This window comes from Mycolicibacterium sp. MU0050 (assembly GCF_963378085.1).
GTDB lineage: Bacteria > Actinomycetota > Actinomycetes > Mycobacteriales > Mycobacteriaceae > Mycobacterium > Mycobacterium wendilense.
This window is the reverse complement of the sequence record NZ_OY726395.1, coordinates 2863028-2879519: the sequence shown is the minus strand read 5'-3', so window position 1 is coordinate 2879519 and position 16492 is coordinate 2863028. Positions and strand designations below refer to the sequence as shown.

The 16492-nt window shown below is 69.4% G+C and carries 15 protein-coding genes; 7 read left to right on the top strand and 8 right to left on the bottom strand.

Annotation, left to right across the window (positions count from 1 at the left end; genetic code table 11):
• Window positions 1-44 precede the first annotated feature (44 nt).
• The 5 genes from secD to R2K23_RS13455 are packed head-to-tail and all read left to right on the top strand — an operon-like array spanning window position 45 to window position 7799.
• The gene (gene secD, locus R2K23_RS13475) at window positions 45-1883 is read left to right on the top strand and encodes a protein translocase subunit SecD (RefSeq protein WP_316510106.1); all 1839 of its coding nucleotides are present in this window, start codon (window positions 45-47) and stop codon (window positions 1881-1883) included.
• A 4-nt stretch (window positions 1884-1887) separates the two neighbouring features.
• Complete coding sequence (gene secF / locus R2K23_RS13470) at window positions 1888-3171, top strand: protein translocase subunit SecF (protein WP_396891964.1); 1284 nt, start codon at window positions 1888-1890, stop codon at window positions 3169-3171.
• Between the two features lie 17 nt (window positions 3172-3188).
• Window positions 3189-4835 (top strand): ABC transporter substrate-binding protein, encoded by a 1647-nt coding sequence (locus tag R2K23_RS13465; RefSeq protein WP_396893592.1) that lies wholly within the window; start codon window positions 3189-3191, stop codon window positions 4833-4835.
• 19 nt (window positions 4836-4854) lie between these two features.
• Entirely contained in the window at window positions 4855-5385 is a 531-nt protein-coding gene (locus R2K23_RS13460; protein ID WP_316510102.1) for an adenine phosphoribosyltransferase, read from the top strand.
• Window positions 5386-5441: 56 nt separating this feature from the next.
• The gene (locus tag R2K23_RS13455) at window positions 5442-7799 is read left to right on the top strand and encodes a RelA/SpoT family protein (RefSeq protein ID WP_396891962.1); all 2358 of its coding nucleotides are present in this window, start codon (window positions 5442-5444) and stop codon (window positions 7797-7799) included.
• A gap of 1 nt (window position 7800) precedes the next feature.
• Here the strand turns inward: R2K23_RS13455 and R2K23_RS13450 are convergent, their stop codons facing one another.
• Together R2K23_RS13450 and R2K23_RS13445 are read right to left on the bottom strand one after the other, a co-directional pair.
• Entirely contained in the window at window positions 7801-8142 is a 342-nt protein-coding gene (locus R2K23_RS13450; RefSeq protein ID WP_316510101.1) for a DUF4190 domain-containing protein, read from the bottom strand.
• Between the two features lie 2 nt (window positions 8143-8144).
• The gene (locus R2K23_RS13445; RefSeq protein WP_316510100.1) at window positions 8145-9026 is read right to left on the bottom strand and encodes a peptidylprolyl isomerase; all 882 of its coding nucleotides are present in this window, start codon (window positions 9024-9026) and stop codon (window positions 8145-8147) included.
• Between the two features lie 111 nt (window positions 9027-9137).
• On the opposite strand from R2K23_RS13445, the gene R2K23_RS13440 reads away from it, so the two are divergent.
• Window positions 9138-9761, top strand: a complete 624-nt coding sequence (locus tag R2K23_RS13440; protein ID WP_316510099.1) for an MBL fold metallo-hydrolase — start codon at window positions 9138-9140, stop codon at window positions 9759-9761.
• A 13-nt stretch (window positions 9762-9774) separates the two neighbouring features.
• A complete protein-coding gene (hisS, locus tag R2K23_RS13435) occupies window positions 9775-11040 on the top strand; it encodes a histidine--tRNA ligase (protein WP_316510098.1) in 1266 nt (421 codons plus the stop codon).
• Window positions 11041-11059: 19 nt separating this feature from the next.
• Here hisS and R2K23_RS13430 read toward each other — a convergent pair whose 3' ends face one another.
• The 6 genes from R2K23_RS13430 to urtA all read right to left on the bottom strand — a co-directional run bounded on the left by R2K23_RS13430 (window position 11060) and on the right by urtA (window position 16447).
• The gene (locus R2K23_RS13430; RefSeq protein ID WP_316510097.1) at window positions 11060-11584 is read right to left on the bottom strand and encodes a hypothetical protein; all 525 of its coding nucleotides are present in this window, start codon (window positions 11582-11584) and stop codon (window positions 11060-11062) included.
• 94 nt (window positions 11585-11678) lie between these two features.
• Window positions 11679-12374, bottom strand: a complete 696-nt coding sequence (urtE, locus tag R2K23_RS13425; protein WP_316510096.1) for an urea ABC transporter ATP-binding subunit UrtE — start codon at window positions 12372-12374, stop codon at window positions 11679-11681.
• The gene (gene urtD, locus R2K23_RS13420) at window positions 12371-13171 is read right to left on the bottom strand and encodes an urea ABC transporter ATP-binding protein UrtD (protein WP_316510095.1); all 801 of its coding nucleotides are present in this window, start codon (window positions 13169-13171) and stop codon (window positions 12371-12373) included. The genes urtE and urtD overlap by 4 nt, the downstream gene beginning before the upstream one ends.
• Complete coding sequence (gene urtC / locus R2K23_RS13415) at window positions 13168-14289, bottom strand: urea ABC transporter permease subunit UrtC (protein ID WP_316510094.1); 1122 nt, start codon at window positions 14287-14289, stop codon at window positions 13168-13170. The genes urtD and urtC overlap by 4 nt, the downstream gene beginning before the upstream one ends.
• Window positions 14286-15170 carry an urea ABC transporter permease subunit UrtB gene (gene urtB, locus R2K23_RS13410; RefSeq protein ID WP_316510093.1) on the bottom strand — a complete coding sequence of 295 codons (885 nt, stop codon included), beginning with the start codon at window positions 15168-15170 and terminating at the stop codon, window positions 14286-14288. Before urtB ends, urtC begins: the two co-directional genes overlap by 4 nt.
• A gap of 8 nt (window positions 15171-15178) precedes the next feature.
• Window positions 15179-16447, bottom strand: coding sequence for an urea ABC transporter substrate-binding protein (urtA, locus tag R2K23_RS13405; RefSeq protein ID WP_316510092.1), 1269 nt, complete (start codon window positions 16445-16447; stop codon window positions 15179-15181).
• Window positions 16448-16492 lie beyond the last annotated feature (45 nt).

Here is a 16492-nt window from a genome sequence, read left to right as displayed (position 1 = left end):
GGCGAACCGACCGCCCGAGACGAACACCGAGGAGACACAAAAACGTGGCATCGTCTACGGCGCCGGTGCATCCGTACCGCTACCTGTCGCTGTTCCTGGTATTTCTCATCGGCGCTTTCCTGCTGGTGTTCTTCACCGGGAACAAAGAGGCCGAACCCAAGCTGGGTATCGACCTGCAGGGTGGTACCCGCGTCACGCTGACCGCGCGGACGCCGGACGGCTCCGCGCCCACCAGGGAAGCCCTGCTGCAGGCGCAGCAGATCATCACCTCCCGCGTCGACGGGCTGGGTGTGTCGGGATCCGAGGTGATCATCGACGGCGACAACCTGGTGATCACCGTTCCCGGTAACGACGGCAACGAGGCGCGCAACCTGGGCCAGACCGCGCGGCTGTTCGTCCGCCCGGTGGCGCAGGCCTACCCCGCCGATCAGCTGCGCGCGGCCGCCGAGCAGGGCGGCGAAGGCGCTCCCGGCCAGCAGCCCGGACTGCCGGAGATGCCAGGCTTGCCGGGCATGCCCGAAATCCCGGGCCTGCCGGGTGCCCCCGCCGCGCCCGGTGCCCCCGCCGCGCCCGACGTTCCGGGTCTGCCGGCCGAGCAGCTGCCACCGGCCGGAGAGGCTCCCGCCCCGGCGCCGCAGCCGCGGCCGTACCCGCTGGAGCCCGCGCCGAGCCCCACCCCGGCTCCCGATCCGAACGAGGCGCCGGCCGAGCCCGAGCCCACCGACGCCCCCGCGGGCACCGACGCGACCCCGTCGCCGGAGGCCCGCAAGGACCTCGCCGGACGGATCAACTTCGAGAAGCAACTGCGCCAGAACACCAACCAGAACATCCTGATGTACCTGGCCGTGCCCTACGTCGCGGAGCGCTGCGGTCAGGAAGACGTCCTGGCCGGCAACGACGACCCAGCGCTGCCCCTGGTCACCTGCTCCACCGACGACAGCACGGTCTACGTGCTGGAGCCCTCGATCATCAGCGGCGAGGACATCAAGAACGCCACCTCCGGGTTCGATCAGCAGGGCGGCCAGTACGTCGTCGACCTGGAGTTCACCGGCGCGGCCGTCGACACCTGGGCGGACTTCACCGCGGCCAACGTCGGCACCCAGACCGCGTTCACCCTGGACTCGCAGGTCGTCAGCGCCCCCCAGATCCGGCAGGCGATCCCCGGTGGGCGCACCCAGATCACCGGCAACTTCAACGCCAACGATTCGCGCGAGCTGGCCAACGTCCTGAAGTACGGTTCGCTGCCGCTGTCCTTCGAGTCCTCGGAGGCCGAAACCGTCTCCGCCACACTGGGATTGTCGTCCCTGCGGGCGGGCCTGATCGCCGGCGCCGTGGGTCTGGCCCTGACGCTGGTCTACGCGCTGCTGTATTACCGGGCGCTGGGCGTTCTGGTGGCGCTGTCGCTGGTGGCCTCCGGCGCGTTCGTCTACGCGCTGCTGGTGCTACTGGGCCGATACATCGGCTACACGCTGGACCTCGCGGGCATCGCCGGTCTGGTGATCGGTATCGGTATGACCGCCGACTCGTTCGTGGTGTTCTTCGAGCGCATCAAGGACGAGATCCGCGAGGGTCGAACGTTCCGCTCCGCGGTACCTCGAGGCTGGGCGCGCGCCCGGAAGACGATCCTGTCCGGCAACGCGGTCAGCTTCATCGCCGCGGCGGTGCTGTACTTCCTGGCCGTCGGCCAGGTCAAGGGCTTCGCGTTCACCCTCGGACTGACCACCATCCTCGACGTCGTCGTGGTGTTCCTGGTGACCTGGCCGCTGGTGTACCTGGCGTCCAAGTCGACAATCATGGCCAAGCCGTCGTTCAACGGTTTGGGCGCGGTGCAGCAGATCGCGCGCGAGCGTCGGGCGGCAGCCCATTCGGCGGGACGGGGGTAACGCGATGGCCGGCAAGAAGAGCGAGATGACAGCAGATACCGATCCCGAGGTGACCGAGAGCAGCGCCGAGGAGGCCCCGGCCACCGGCGCCGCCCTGCCGAAACACAGCCTGTTCACCCGGCTCTACACCGGCACCGGCGCGTTCGAGGTCGTCGGCCGGCGCAAGATGTGGTTCCTCATCAGCGGCGCGATCGTCGCGATCGCCATCGGGGCGATGCTGCTGCGCGGCTTCACCTTCGGCATCGACTTCGAAGGCGGGACCAAGGTCTCGATGCCCCGCGGTGAGGTCACCGTCGAGCAGGTGGAGACGGTGTTCACCGACACCATCGGCACCGAGCCGGAGTCGGTGGTCATCGTGGGCAGCGGCTCCTCGGCCACCGTCCAGATCCGCTCGGAGACCCTGGACAACGAGCAGACGGCCGCGCTGCGGGAGGCGCTCTTCGAGGCCTTCCAGCCACTCGGCGCCGACGGTCAGCCGAGCCCGCTGGCGGTCAGCGACTCGGCGGTGTCCGAAACCTGGGGCGGGCAGATCACCCAGAAGGCGCTGATCGCGCTGCTGGTCTTCGTCCTGATCGTCACCGTCTACATCACGGTGCGCTACGAGCGGTACATGGCGACCGCCGCGATGGCGACGATGTTCTTCGACCTGATCGTGACCGCCGGCATCTACGCCCTGGTCGGATTCGAGGTCACGCCCGCGACAGTGATCGGCCTGCTCACCATCCTGGGCTTCTCGCTCTACGACACGGTGATCGTGTTCGACAAGGTCGAGGAGAACACCGAGGGCTTCGAGCACACCACCCGACGCACCTACGCCGAACACGCGAACCTCGCGGTGAACCAGACCTTCATGCGGTCCATCAACACCACGGTCATCTCGGTGTTGCCGATCATCGCTCTGATCGTGGTCGCGGTCTGGCTGTTGGGTGTCGGCACCCTCAAGGACCTGGCGCTGGTGCAGTTGGTCGGCGTCATCGTGGGCTGCTACTCGTCGATCTTCTTCGCCACCCCGCTGCTGGTGACGATGCGGGAGCGCACCGAGCAGGTCCGTAACCACACCCGCCGCGTCATGCGCAAGCGGGCGCGGGCGGCCGGGAACTCCGACACCGACGAGTCCGCCGACGACGACACCGCCGAGGCCGACGACACCGCTTCGGCCGACGACACGGTGGTTGCGAAGGCGACGGCGACGCGCACCCCGGCACCCGGGGCGCGGCCCAGCCGTCCGTCCCGGCCCTCGGCGCGACGCACCGGGCGGCCCTCGGGTAAGCGCAACCCGCAACCGTAGGTGTGAGCATGGCGCGAATGCGACGACGGCCCGCCGCAGCGGCGATGGCGGTGATCGCCGTGCTGGTGGCGGCGTTGGTGGGCTGTGGCAGCGGCGCGCAGGACCAGATCGACTACGCCGTCGACGGCACCCTGATCACCTACAACACCAACTCCGTCGTCGGCTCCGCCTCCGCGGGGCCGCAGGCATTCGCCCGGGTGCTCAGCGGGTTCGGCTACCACGGCCCGGACGGACAAGTGGTGGCCGACAACGACTTCGGCTCCATCTCGGTGGTCGGCCGGGAGCCGCTGGTGCTCGACTACCAGATCGCCGACAACGCCGTCTATTCCGACGGCAAGCCGATCACCTGTGACGACATGGTGCTGACCTGGGCGGCGCAGTCCGGTCGGTACCCGGCGTTCCAGTCGGCGAGCCGCGCCGGCTACATCGACATCGCCGCCATCGACTGCGCACCCGGCCAGAAGCGGGCGCGGGTGTCGTTCGCCGTGGAGCGCAACTTCGCCGAATTCACCCAGCTGTTCACCGCCACCAGCCTGCTGCCCTCGCACGTGCTGGCCGACGAGCTGGGGCTCGGCGAGGGCGGCGTCACCACCGCCATCCAGGCCAACGACATCGCGCAGATCGACCGGATCGCCGGGTTGTGGAACACGCTGTGGGACCTGAAGCCGGACATCGACCTCAAGCACTTCCCGTCCTCGGGTCCCTACCGGATCGAGGCGGTGCGCGAGGACGGCTCGGTGGTCCTGGTGACCAACGAGAAATGGTGGGGCACTCCGGCCGAGACGCCGAGGGTGATCGTCTGGCCGCACGGCATCGAGGTGCAGGACCGGATCAACGACGCGACCTTCGACATCGTCGACATCGCCGCCGGCTCCTCCGGCACGCTCACCACGCCCGACGGCTACGAGCGGGTGGAGTTCGCCTCGGCGGGCATCGAGCAGCTCATCTTCGCGCCGCAGGGGCCGCTGGCGCCGGTGGAGGCCCGCCGGGCGCTGGCGTTCTGCACCCCGCGGGACGCGATCGCCCGCAGCGCCGAAGCGCCGGTGAGTAATTCACGGCTCAACCCGGCGGCCGAGGACGCGCTCACCCAGGCCGAGGGCATCCCCGAGGCCGGCCAGTTCCTGATCGGCAATCCCGATGCCGCCCGCGACGCCCTCGGCGGGGCACCGTTGAACGTGCGCATCGGATACCAGACGCCGAACGCGCGGCTGGCGGCCACCGTCGGAGCCATCGCGAAGGCGTGCGCGCCGGCGGGCATCACCGTGCAGGATGCCGGCGCGGAGACGGTCGGCCCGCGGGCCCTGCTCGACGGGCAGATCGACGTCCTGATCGCGAGCACCGGCGGCGCCACGGGCGCCGGCTCCAGCGGCGCCTCGGCCGTGGACGCCTACACCTTGTTCGCCGGCAACGGGGACAACCTGTCGCGCTACGCCAACGGTCAGATCGACCGGATCATCAGCGAATTGGCCATCACCGTGGACCCCAAGGAGCAGGTCCGGTTGCTGGCCGAGGGCGCGCCGGTGCTGTGGAACGACATGCCCACCCTGCCGCTGTACCGCCAGCAGCGCACCCTGCTGGTCTCGTCGAAGGCCTACGCGGTGAGCAGCAACCCGACGCGCTGGGGCGCGGGCTGGAACATGGACCGCTGGGTGCTGCGGAAATGAGCTCCGGAATGATCGGCGCATGACCGACACCGAGATCGGTGCCCTGGTCGCATCGATGACGCGGGAGGTCGCCGACTTTCCCGAGCCGGGTGTGCAGTTCAAGGACCTCACCCCGCTGCTGGCCGACAGCCGCGGCCTGGACGCCGTCACCTGCGCGCTCGCCGAGGCCGCCGCCGGGGCCGACCTGATCGCCGGCCTGGACGCGCGGGGTTTCCTGCTCGGAGCCGCGGTCGCCATCAAGATGGGCACCGGCGTGCTGGCCGTGCGCAAGGGCGGGAAACTACCGCCGCCGGTGCACCGCGAGGAATACGCCCTCGAATACGGCACCGCCACGCTGGAGATCCCCGCCGACGGGATCGCCCTGGCCGGCCGATCGGTGTTCGTCATCGACGACGTGCTGGCCACCGGGGGCACCCTGCTGGCCGCGTTGCGTCTGCTGGAGCGCGCCGGGGCCACGGTTCCGGGCGCGGCCGTCGTGCTGGAGCTCGCCGAGCTGGGCGGCCGCGCGGCGGTGGCGCCGCTGTCGGTGACCAGCCTGCACGCCGTCTGAGGTCCCGGGGACTAGTCTGGGGTGCTCAGGCGTTGGTGCGAGCGGAGGTGACGGAGGTGGCCGAGGAGCAGCAGACGGTCGCGGCCGCGGAGAACAGTCCGGTTGCGGTGCCGCCCGCCGAGCAGCCACCGGCCCAGACCCCGGGACGCCCGTCGACCAGCGCGTCGCGTCGGGTGCGGGCCCGGTTGGCCCGCCGGATGACCGCACAGCGCAGCACCATCAACCCGGTGCTGGAGCCGCTGGTGGCGGTGCACCGGGAGATCTACCCCAAGGCCGACCTGTCGATGCTGCAGCGGGCGTACGCGGTCGCCGAGGAGCGCCACGCCACCCAGATGCGGCGCTCCGGTGACCCGTACATCACGCATCCGCTGGCGGTGGCCAACATCCTGGCCGAGTTGGGCATGGACACCACCACGCTGGTCGCCGCCCTGCTGCACGACACCGTCGAGGACACCGGCTATTCGCTGGAGACGCTGACCGCCGACTTCGGTGAGGAGGTCGCGCACCTCGTCGACGGGGTCACCAAGCTGGACCGGGTGGTGCTCGGGACCGCGGCCGAGGCCGAGACCATCCGCAAGATGATCATCGCGATGGCCCGGGATCCGCGGGTGCTGGTGATCAAGGTCGCCGACCGGCTGCACAACATGCGCACCATGCGGTTCCTGCCGCCGGAGAAGCAGGCCCGCAAGGCGCGTGAGACGCTGGAAGTCATTGCCCCGCTGGCGCATCGGCTCGGCATGGCCACGGTCAAGTGGGAGCTGGAGGATCTGTCCTTCGCCATCCTGCATCCCAAGCGGTACGAGGAGATCGTCCGGCTGGTGGCCGACCGGGCGCCGTCTCGGGACACCTATCTGGCCCGGGTTCGCGCGGAAATCGTTGCGACGCTGAATGCTTCGCGGATCGACGCGACGGTGGAGAGCCGCCCCAAGCACTACTGGTCGATCTATCAGAAGATGATCGTCAAGGGCCGCGACTTCGACGACATCCACGACCTGGTGGGCGTGCGGATCCTGTGCGAGGAGATCCGCGACTGTTACGCCGCCGTCGGCGTGGTGCATTCGCTGTGGCAGCCGATGGCAGGCCGGTTCAAGGACTACATCGCGCAGCCGCGGTTCGGTGTCTACCAGTCGCTGCACACCACCGTCGTCGGTCCGGAGGGCAAGCCGCTGGAGGTGCAGATCCGCACCCGTGACATGCACCGCACCGCGGAGTACGGCATCGCCGCGCATTGGCGATACAAAGAGGCCAAGGGCCGCAACGGTGTTCCGGTCAGCCACGCCGCCGCGGAGATCGACGACATGGCCTGGATGCGGCAGCTGCTCGACTGGCAGCGGGAGGCTGCCGACCCGGGTGAGTTCCTCGAATCGCTGCGCTACGACCTGGCGGTCCAGGAGATCTTCGTCTTCACCCCGAAGGGCGATGTGATCACCCTGCCGACGGGGTCCACTCCGGTGGACTTCGCCTACGCGGTCCACACCGAGGTGGGCCACCGCTGCATCGGGGCACGGGTCAACGGCCGACTGGTCGCCCTGGAGCGCAAACTCGAAAACGGGGAAGTGGTGGAGGTTTTCACCTCCAAGGCCCCGAACGCAGGCCCGTCCCGGGACTGGCAGGGCTTCGTCGTCTCGCCGCGGGCCAAGGCCAAGATCCGGCAGTGGTTCGCCAAGGAACGTCGCGAGGAGGCGCTGGAATCCGGCAAGGACGCCATCGCGCGCGAGGTGCGCCGCGGCGGACTTCCCTTGCAGCGCTTGGTCAACGGCGAGTCGATGGTGGCGCTGGCGCGCGAGCTGCGCTACGCCGACGTGTCCGCGCTGTACACCGCCGTCGGCGAGGGACACATCTCCGCCCAGCATGTGGTGCAGCGGCTGATCGCGCACCTCGGTGGCGCCGACGACGCCGAGGACGCGATCGCCGAACGGTCGACACCGTCGAATCTGCCGGTGCGCCAACGCAGTAGCGAGGACGTCGGGGTGTCGGTGCCCGGTGCCCCGGGCGTGCTCTCGAAGCTGGCCAAGTGCTGCACCCCGGTGCCCGGCGACGAGATCATGGGGTTCGTCACCCGCGGCGGGGGAGTCAGCGTCCACCGCACCGACTGCACCAATGCGGAATCCCTGCAGGAGCAGTCCGAGCGGATCATCGAGGTGCACTGGGCACCCGGTCCCACGTCGGTGTTCCTGGTGGCGATCCAGGTCGAGGCACTGGACCGGCATCGGTTGCTCTCCGACGTCACGCGGGTGCTGGCCGACGAGAAGGTCAACATCCTGTCCGCGCAGGTGACCACCTCAGACGACCGGGTTGCCGTCAGCCGCTTCACCTTCGAGATGGGCGACCCCAAACACCTCGGCCACGTTCTGAACGTGGTCCGCAACGTCGAGGGCGTCTACGACGTCTACCGGGTGACTTCTGCGGCGTAGGTCAGGCGTAGGGCGCAGCCGCGCTGTAGCTGATGCCTGGGGTGTCGCCGTACGGGGCGTCGTCGCGCGGGGCCATCGAGATGAGGATCACCGCCAGCAGCAGGAACAGCACGACGGTGATCACCATGATGTAGCCGATCGCCAAGCCCGCCATGGCCAGCCCGCGCCCCTCCTCGCCGGTGCGCTTGATCTGCGACAGCGAGATGTGCCCGAACACGATGCCCAGCGGCGCGAAGACCAGCGAACTGACCAGCGCGATGATGGCCATCGCGTTTGTCGGGCGCCGCGGCGGACCGTACGGCCCCGGCTGGTAGGGGCCGTACGGATAGCCGGGCCGGCCCACGGTCAGTCCAGCGCCACGGAGGTGATCCGGACCTCGTTGGCCGGGGCGCCGTCGGCGGCCCCGCCTTCCACGCCCGCGTTGGCCACCCGGTCCAGGGTGCCCAGGCCGGTCTCGTCGATGGTGCCGAACACCGTGTACTGCGGCGGCAGCTGCGAATCCGCGTACACCAGGAAGAACTGGCTGCCGTTGGTGCCCGGACCGGCGTTGGCCATCGCCAGGGTGCCGCGCGGGTACACCACCGGGCTCTGGGCGGCCGGGCTGCCGGCCGGGTACTGGTTGGTGGGGTACTCGTTGGGGAATTGGTAGCCGGGCCCACCCGAGCCGGAGCCGGTCGGGTCGCCGCACTGCAGCACCGACAGGCCGGGGGTGGTGGTCAGTCGGTGGCACACGGTGTCGTCGAAGTAACCCTGCTGCGCCAGGCTGACGAAGCTGTTGACCGTGCACGGCGACTTGGCGTTGTCCAGCATCAGGCCGACGTTGCCCTGGTTGGTCTCCATGCTGACGCTGACCTGCGCCGGATCGGTGGGCACCCGTCCGGTCCGCGGCGGTTCGTTCGGCTTGCTGGGTTCGCGCGAGGCCGGGTACTGGCAGTCGGCGCCGGTGTCCGCGGTCGGGGTGAACGCCGGCAGCTGGCCGTCGGCGGCAGGCTCGGGGACCCCGGTGGTGGCGAACGGGTCCTCGGCGCTCGTCGCCGCCGTCGAGTCGCCCGAGTCGTCCCTGGTGAGCAGCACGGTGGCGACGACCGCCGCGATCAGCACGACGACGGCGGTGGCGCCGCCGATGATCGCCATCATCCGGCGCTTCTTGGCCTTCTCCGCCCGCCGTTCGAGCTGCCGCTCTAGCTTGCGCTTGGCGTTCTCGCGTCGCTGTTCGTTAGTCGGCACTGCCGATGCCCTCCAACCTCTGCCGGGTGAATATGCTCGAAACGAGTGTGCCAGCTGCCCCTGAGGATGCGCCGTCCGACCCGCGGTGACCGGGGTGCGACACTGGTTTGCGTGCTGATCACCGGGTTTGCCGCCGGCGCCGCCGAAACGAACTGTTATCTGCTGGCGCCGCGACCCGACGCGGCCGCGATCGTCATCGACCCGGGCGACGACGCCGTGCCCACGCTGGAGTACTACTTCGCGGTCAACGAGCTGACTCCGGCGGCGGTGCTGCTGACCAGCGGCCGCCGCGAGGTCACCGGGTCGGCATTCGACCTGTGTGCGGGGTGGGACATCCCGGTGTACCTGCATCCCGCCGACCGCGACCTGCTCACCGATCCGCCGGAGATCCTGCGTGACCTCGCCGACGGCGACCAGGTCCAGCTCGCCGGCATCGACGTGCAGGTGGCCCACACCCCGGGACAGACCGCGGGCGCGCTGGTCTACCGGGTGCTGGCCGACACCGACGAGGGCCCGGCCCCGGTGGTGTTCACCGGACACACGCTGGGCTTTCGCACCGTGGGCGGACCCGGGTGCGAGGGTGACCGCCGGCAACTGCTGAGATCGGTCAGGGAAAAACTGCTGGTACTCGACGACGACACCGTGGTACTACCGGCGCACGGCACCTCGACGACCATCGGCGACGAACGCCGGCACAACAAGCATCTCGACGACGACCAGCACCTCGACGCGTGAAGGAACAGGCTGCGTGAGCGAATCACCGTCCTTTCAGGGCCCCAAGGGCGTTCCCGACTACCTGCCGCCCGACTCGGCACAGTTCGTGGCCGTCCGCGACGGTCTGCTCGGCGCCGCCCGCCGCGCCGGGTACGGCGACATCGAGTTGCCGATCTTCGAGGACACCGCCCTGTTCGCCCGCGGGGTGGGCGAGTCGACCGACGTGGTCTCCAAGGAGATGTACACCTTCGCCGACCGCGGCGAGCGTTCGGTGACGCTGCGCCCCGAGGGCACCGCCGGCGTCATGCGGGCGGTCATCGAGCACGGGCTGGACCGCGGCGCGCTGCCGGTCAAGCTGTGCTATTCCGGCCCGTTCTTCCGCTACGAGCGGCCCCAGGCCGGCCGCTACCGCCAGCTGCAGCAGGTCGGCATCGAGGCCATCGGCGTGGACGACCCCGCGCTGGACGCCGAGGTGATCGCGGTGGCCGACGCCGGCTTCCGGTCGCTGGGGCTCGACGGCTTCCGGTTGGAGATCACCTCGCTGGGCGACGACACCTGCCGACCGGCGTACCGAGAGCTGTTGCAGGACTTCCTGTTCAAGCTCGACCTCGACGACGCGACCCGCGCCCGCGCCGAGATCAACCCGCTGCGGGTGCTCGACGACAAGAGACCGGAGGTCCGGGCGATGACCGCGGACGCGCCGGTGATGCTCGACCACCTGTCGGATTCGGCACGCCAACACTTCGACGCGGTGCTGGCCCACCTCGACGCGCTGAAGGTGCCGTATCAGATCAACCCGCGGATGGTGCGCGGCCTGGACTACTACACCAAGACCACCTTCGAGTTCGTCCACGACGGGCTCGGCGCGCAGTCGGGCATCGGCGGCGGCGGTCGCTACGACGGGTTGATGCAACAACTCGGCGGCCAGGACCTGTCCGGCATCGGTTTCGGGTTGGGCGTCGACCGCACCGTGTTGGCGCTCAAGGCCGAGGGCAAGGCCGTCGGCGCGACGAGCCGGGTCGACGTGTACTGCGCGCCGCTGGGCGAGCAGGGCAAGGCTGCGCTGGTGGTGCTCGCCGCGCAGTTGCGGACGGCCGGGGTGCGCGTCGACGTGGCCTACGGCGACCGCGGTCTCAAGGGTGCGCTGCGCGCCGCCGACCGCTCGGGCGCCCGGGTTGCGCTGGTGGCCGGGGACCGCGACGTCGAGGCCGGCACCGTCGGGGTCAAGGATCTCAGCACGGGGGAGCAGGTCGACATCGCCACCGACGCGGTGCTCGAGGAGGTCCTGGCCCGCCTCTGACCCCGCGGGCGCGCCGGGCTCAGCGGCCCTGCGCCACCGCGTTGAGCACGTCGTGCACGTCGCCGATCCCGCCGTCGAACGGGCTGCCGCGCTTGAGAACTCGGGTGCCGTTGGGGGTGACCGCCACCAGCTTGGGCGAGCTCGACGTCAGCTGCAGGCGGCGTTCGAACCGCACCTCGTTCAGCGGCATCAGCGCCCCGCCCGAGGAACTGAACAGGCCGAGCTTGCGGTCCAGGACGGCCGCGGGATGGCAGTGGCCCAGCGGCTGGCTGCGGCGCACCAGCACCCGTCGGGCCAGCCACCAGGTCGCCGCGGCGGCGAGCAACCCGGCCACGATGAACCCGGCGGCGGCCGGCGCCGCCACCACACTGCCGAGCAGAGCGACCACCCCGAAGCCCAGGGACACCGCGGCGAGCACCCCCAACACGAACGCGAGGACGCTGGCCGGACCGGTCTGCCGGTCGATCACCACCACCCGGCGCCCGTCGTCGGTGACGACGAGGCCGCCGGTGTCGGCCAGTACGCGGGGTTCGGCATCGCTCATAGCGGCGAGCCTGCCATCTCGACTGCGGTGAGCGGGCGCGTTCCCGCCAGAAGCACCGGTGTGTCGGCCGGGGACATGCACACTCGCGGGTGGGTCAGATGGTCAGGGCGGCCCGCACCGCGGTCTCCGAACCCCGGCCGCCGTCGCCCGAGGACGTCACCCGCCCCGCCTCCAGCACGTAGTACCGCTGCGCCGACTCCAATGCGAAGCCGATGTGCTGTTCGACGAGCAGCACACCGAGGTCGCCGGTGGCGGTCAACGCGGTGATGGCCTGCTCGATCTCGGCGACCACCGAGGGCTGGATGCCCTCGGTGGGTTCGTCGAGGATCAGCGTCTTGGGTCGGGTGATCAGCGCGCGGGCGATCGCGAGCTGCTGGCGCTGACCGCCGGAGAGCAGCCCGGCGCGCCGATTCAACAGTTCCTTCAGGGCAGGAAACAGGTCGAGCTGCGCGTCGATCAGCGCCTTGCCGCCCTTGCGGCCGTCGGCGACCACCTGCAGATTCTCGGCGGTCGTCAGCTGACCGAACGACTGCTGGCCCTGCGGCACGTAGGCCAGCCCGCGCGCCACCCGCGCCGACGGGCGCAGCCGGGTGATGTCCTCGCCGTCGAACAGCACCTTGCCCGAACCGCATTTGAGCAGCCCGACCGCGGCGCGCAGCAGCGTGGTCTTGCCCGCGCCGTTGTGACCCAGCACCGCCGCGACGCCGTCGGTCGGCACGTCCAGGGTGACGCCGTGGATCACCTCCGAGCGGCCGTAGCCGGCGTGGACGTCGATCAGTTGCAAAGTCATTCGCCGGCCTCGATTTCGCCGGCCGCCGCGGTGCCCAGGTAGACCTCCTGGACCTTGGGGTTGGCCTGGACCTCGGCCACCGTCCCTTCGGCGATGACGTTGCCGCGGGCCAGCACGGTCACCGACGTCGCGAACTGGCGCATGAAATCCATGTCATGTTCGACGACGACGACGGTCCGTTCGGCACCGATGCGCCGCAACAGGTTTCCGGTCTCCTCGCGCTCCTCTGCGCTCATCCCCGCCACCGGCTCGTCGAGCAGCAGCACGTCGGCGTTCTGCACCAGCAGCATGCCGATCTCCAGCCATTGTTTCTGGCCGTGGGCCAACACCCCTGCGGGGCGGTCGGCGAGCGCGGTCAGCCCGATGGTCTCCAGCGCCTCGTCGATGGCCGGCAGCACCTCGGCGCGCCGACGCAGCAGCGTCCACCAGGACCGCCCCGCCCCGGCCGCGATGTCGAGATTCTGCAGGACCGTGAGGTTTTCGAAGACCGAGGCGGTCTGGAAGGTGCGACCCACCCCGAGCCGGGCGATCTGATGTACCTTCTTGCCCAGCAGCTCGACCCCGGACTTGTTCACCGACCCGCTGCCGGGCACAAGGCCCGTGATCGCGTCGATGACGGTGGTCTTGCCGGCGCCGTTGGGTCCGATGAGGAAGCGCAGATCGCCCTGGAAGAGCGTCAGGTCGACACCGTCGACGGCCTTGAACCCGTCGAATTCCACCGTGAGGCCGTGCACTTCGAGGTATTCGGTACCCATGCCGACGTTGCCGCCGGCCACCGGTTGCAGTTCGGTGGTCATATGCGTGCCTCCGCGGTCTCGGTGGTCGGCTCGGCATCGGGTTGCGGGTCGGGCTCGGGCTCCGGCGGTGGTCGCCGGGTGCGGCGCCGGCGGGCGAACAGCGCCCCGAGCCCGGCCAGCCCGGCCGGGAAGAACCCGACGACGATGATGAACAGCAGCCCCTGGGCATAGGTCCATTCGGACGGAAACCGTTCGGAGAACAGCGTTTGCGCCCATGCGATGCCGATGGCGCCCAGCACCGGGCCGAGCAGGGTGGTGCGGCCACCGATCGCGACGCCGATCACGAACGCGATCGACGGCAGGATCCCGATCTGGGACGGCGCGATGAACCCGACGATGGGGGCGAACAGCGCGCCGGCGATGCCGGCGAACAACGCGGCCACGCTGTAGGCCACGACCTTGACGTTGGCCGGGTCGTAGCCGAGGAACCGGACCCGCTCCTCGCCGTCGCGGACTGCCACGAGCAGCTCCCCGTAGCGGCTGACCATCAGCTGCCGGGCGATCGCGATGACGGCCAGCAGCACGCCGGCCGCGATGAAGTACAGCATCCGGCGATTCGCGGGGTCGTTGAGGGTGAAGCCGAAGAAGGTCTGGAATCGGTTGAGCCCGTTGGACCCGCCGAGGCTGGTCTGGCCGACCAGCAGGATGGCCAGGGCCGCGGCCAGCGCCTGCGACAGGATCGCGAAGTAGGCCCCCTTCACCCGCCGCTTGAAAACCCCGAGCCCCAGTGCGGCCGCGATCGCGGTGGGCACGATGAGGATGGCCAGCACCGTGAACACCGGGGAGGCGAACGGGGCCCAATAGCCCGGCAGCACCCGGATGCCGGCGATCTGCATGAAATCCGGCACCGCATCGCCACGCAGCTGGGCGTCGGCGATCTTCAGGTGCATGGCCATCATGTAGCCGCCGAGGCCGAAGAACACGCCCTGGCCCAGCACCAGCATGCCCCCGCGGCCCCACGCCAGCCCGATGCCGACCGCCACGATCGCGAAGCACAGGAACTTGGCGAACATGCTGAGCCGAAACTCGGACAGCACCAGCGGGGCCAGGCCGAACAGCAGCGCCGCCGCGACCCCGAAACCGGCCCAGGTCTGCCGGCGTCCCAACAGAATTCTCATGCGAGGCTCCTAGTCCGGACCGTGAACAGCCCCTGCGGACGCACCTGCAGGAACACCACGATGAGCACGAAGACAATCACCTTGGCCAGCGAGGCGGTGGTGCTGTATTCGATGAACGAGTTGAAGAATCCGAGTGCGAAGGCGGCGATCACGGTGCCCTTGATCTGTCCCAGCCCGCCGACGACCACCACCAGGAAGGCGTCGATCAGATAGCTCTGGCCGATGGTCGGGCTCGTCGACCCGATCAGGGTCAGCGCCACCCCGGCCACCCCGGCCAGTCCCGACCCGATGAAGAAGGTGGTGATGTCGGTCCGCCGCGACGAGATGCCGCTGGTCTCCGCCAGATCGCGGTTCTGCACGACCGCACGGATCCGGCGCCCCATGGGGCTGGCCTTGAGCATCACGGCCAGCGCGGTCACACACACGATCGCCAGGACCAGGATGAACAGCCGGGTCTTGGGCACCACCGCGCCGAGGATCTCCACCCCGCCGGACAGCCACGTCGGTGCGATCACGTTGACCGCGGGGGCGCCGAACAGGTCGCGGGCCACCTGCTGCAGGATCAAACCGACGCCGAAGGTCACCAACAGCGTGTCCAGCGGCCGGTGATACATCCGCTGGATCAGCGTGGTCTCCAACAGCACCCCCAGCAGGCCGCCGATCACGAACCCCACCACCAGCGAGATCAGCAGCGAGGCACCGGCATTCGAGATGATTTGTTGCGTGACGTAGGCGGTATAGCAGCCGGCCATGATGAATTCGCCGTGCGCCATGTTGATGACGCCCATCTGGCCGAACGTCAGCGCCAACCCCAGGGCGGCGAGCAACAGGATCGAGCCGAGGCTCAATCCCGTTGCCAGCTGCCCGATCAGGACATCCATCTAGGCGCTCAGCCGGCGAGGCCGCTGGCCCACGGATAGGACTCCAGGAAGGGGTCCGGCTCGATGGGACCGGCCGACTCCCAGACCGTGTAGATCAGGCCGTCGGGACGGATCTCACCGATGCGGGCCGTCTTGGTGATGTGGTGGGTGTCGCCGTCGATGGTCACCAGGCCCTCCGGGGCGGCGAAGCTGACGCCGTCGGCGTTGTCCTGAATGTCCTTGACGGCAAACGAATTCGCCTTCTCCACGGTGTTCTTCCACAGGTACACCGAGGTGTAGGCGGCTTCCATCGGATCGGAGGTCACGCGGTCGGCGCCGAACTTGTCCTGGAACGCCGTCACGAACGCCTTGTTCTCCGGGGTGTCGATGGTCTGGTAGTAGTTCCACGCGGTCAGCTGGCCGTCGATGTTCTGCGCCCCGATGCCCTTGACCTCCTCCTCGGCGATCGACACCGAGATCACCGGCATGGTCTGCGGATTCAGGCCGGCGTTGGTGTACTCCTTGAAGAACGCCACGTTTGAATCGCCGTTGAGCGTGTTGAACACCGCGCCGGCCCCGGAGGCCCGCACCTTGTTGACAATGGTCGAGAAGTCGGTCGAGCCCAGCGGGGTGTAGTCCTCGCCCTTGATCTCGATGCCGTTGGCGTCGGCGTAGGCCCGGATGATCCGGTTGGCGGTCTGCGGGAAGACGTAGTCGCTGCCCACCAGGTACAGCGAGGTGACGCCGCGCTCCTTCAGATAGTCCAGCGCGGGCACGATCTGTTGGTTGGTGGTGGCGCCGGTGTAGAAGATGTTGTCGCTGGACTCCAGGCCCTCGTACTGCACGGGGTAGTACAGCAACGCGTCGTTGCTCTCGAAGACGGGCAGCATCGCCTTGCGGCTCGAGGACGTCCAGCCGCCGAAGACCGCGGCCACGCAATCGTTCTTGATCAGCTTCTCGGCCTTCTCGGCGAACACGGTGGGCTCTGAGGCGCCGTCCTCGCCGACCACCTCGATCTGCTTGCCCAGCACGCCGCCGTCGGCGTTGATCTGCTCGACGGCCAGGGCGATGGCGTCGCGCACGGTGACCTCGGAGATGGCCATGGTGCCCGACAGCGAGTTCAGCGAACCCACCTTGACCGCCGGACCGGAGGTGTCCACGCAGGACTCACCGCCGCCGGCGGCGACGGTGTCGGTGGCCTTACTGCCGCAGCCGGACAGTGCCAGCGCGGTGGCACACAGCAGGCCGGTCGCGGCGACCGCCGACTTTCTCAGACTGGGACGCGAAGAACTGGGCATCGAGAGCCTTTCGTGAACGACGGTGCGAGCACCCCGGCGGGTGTC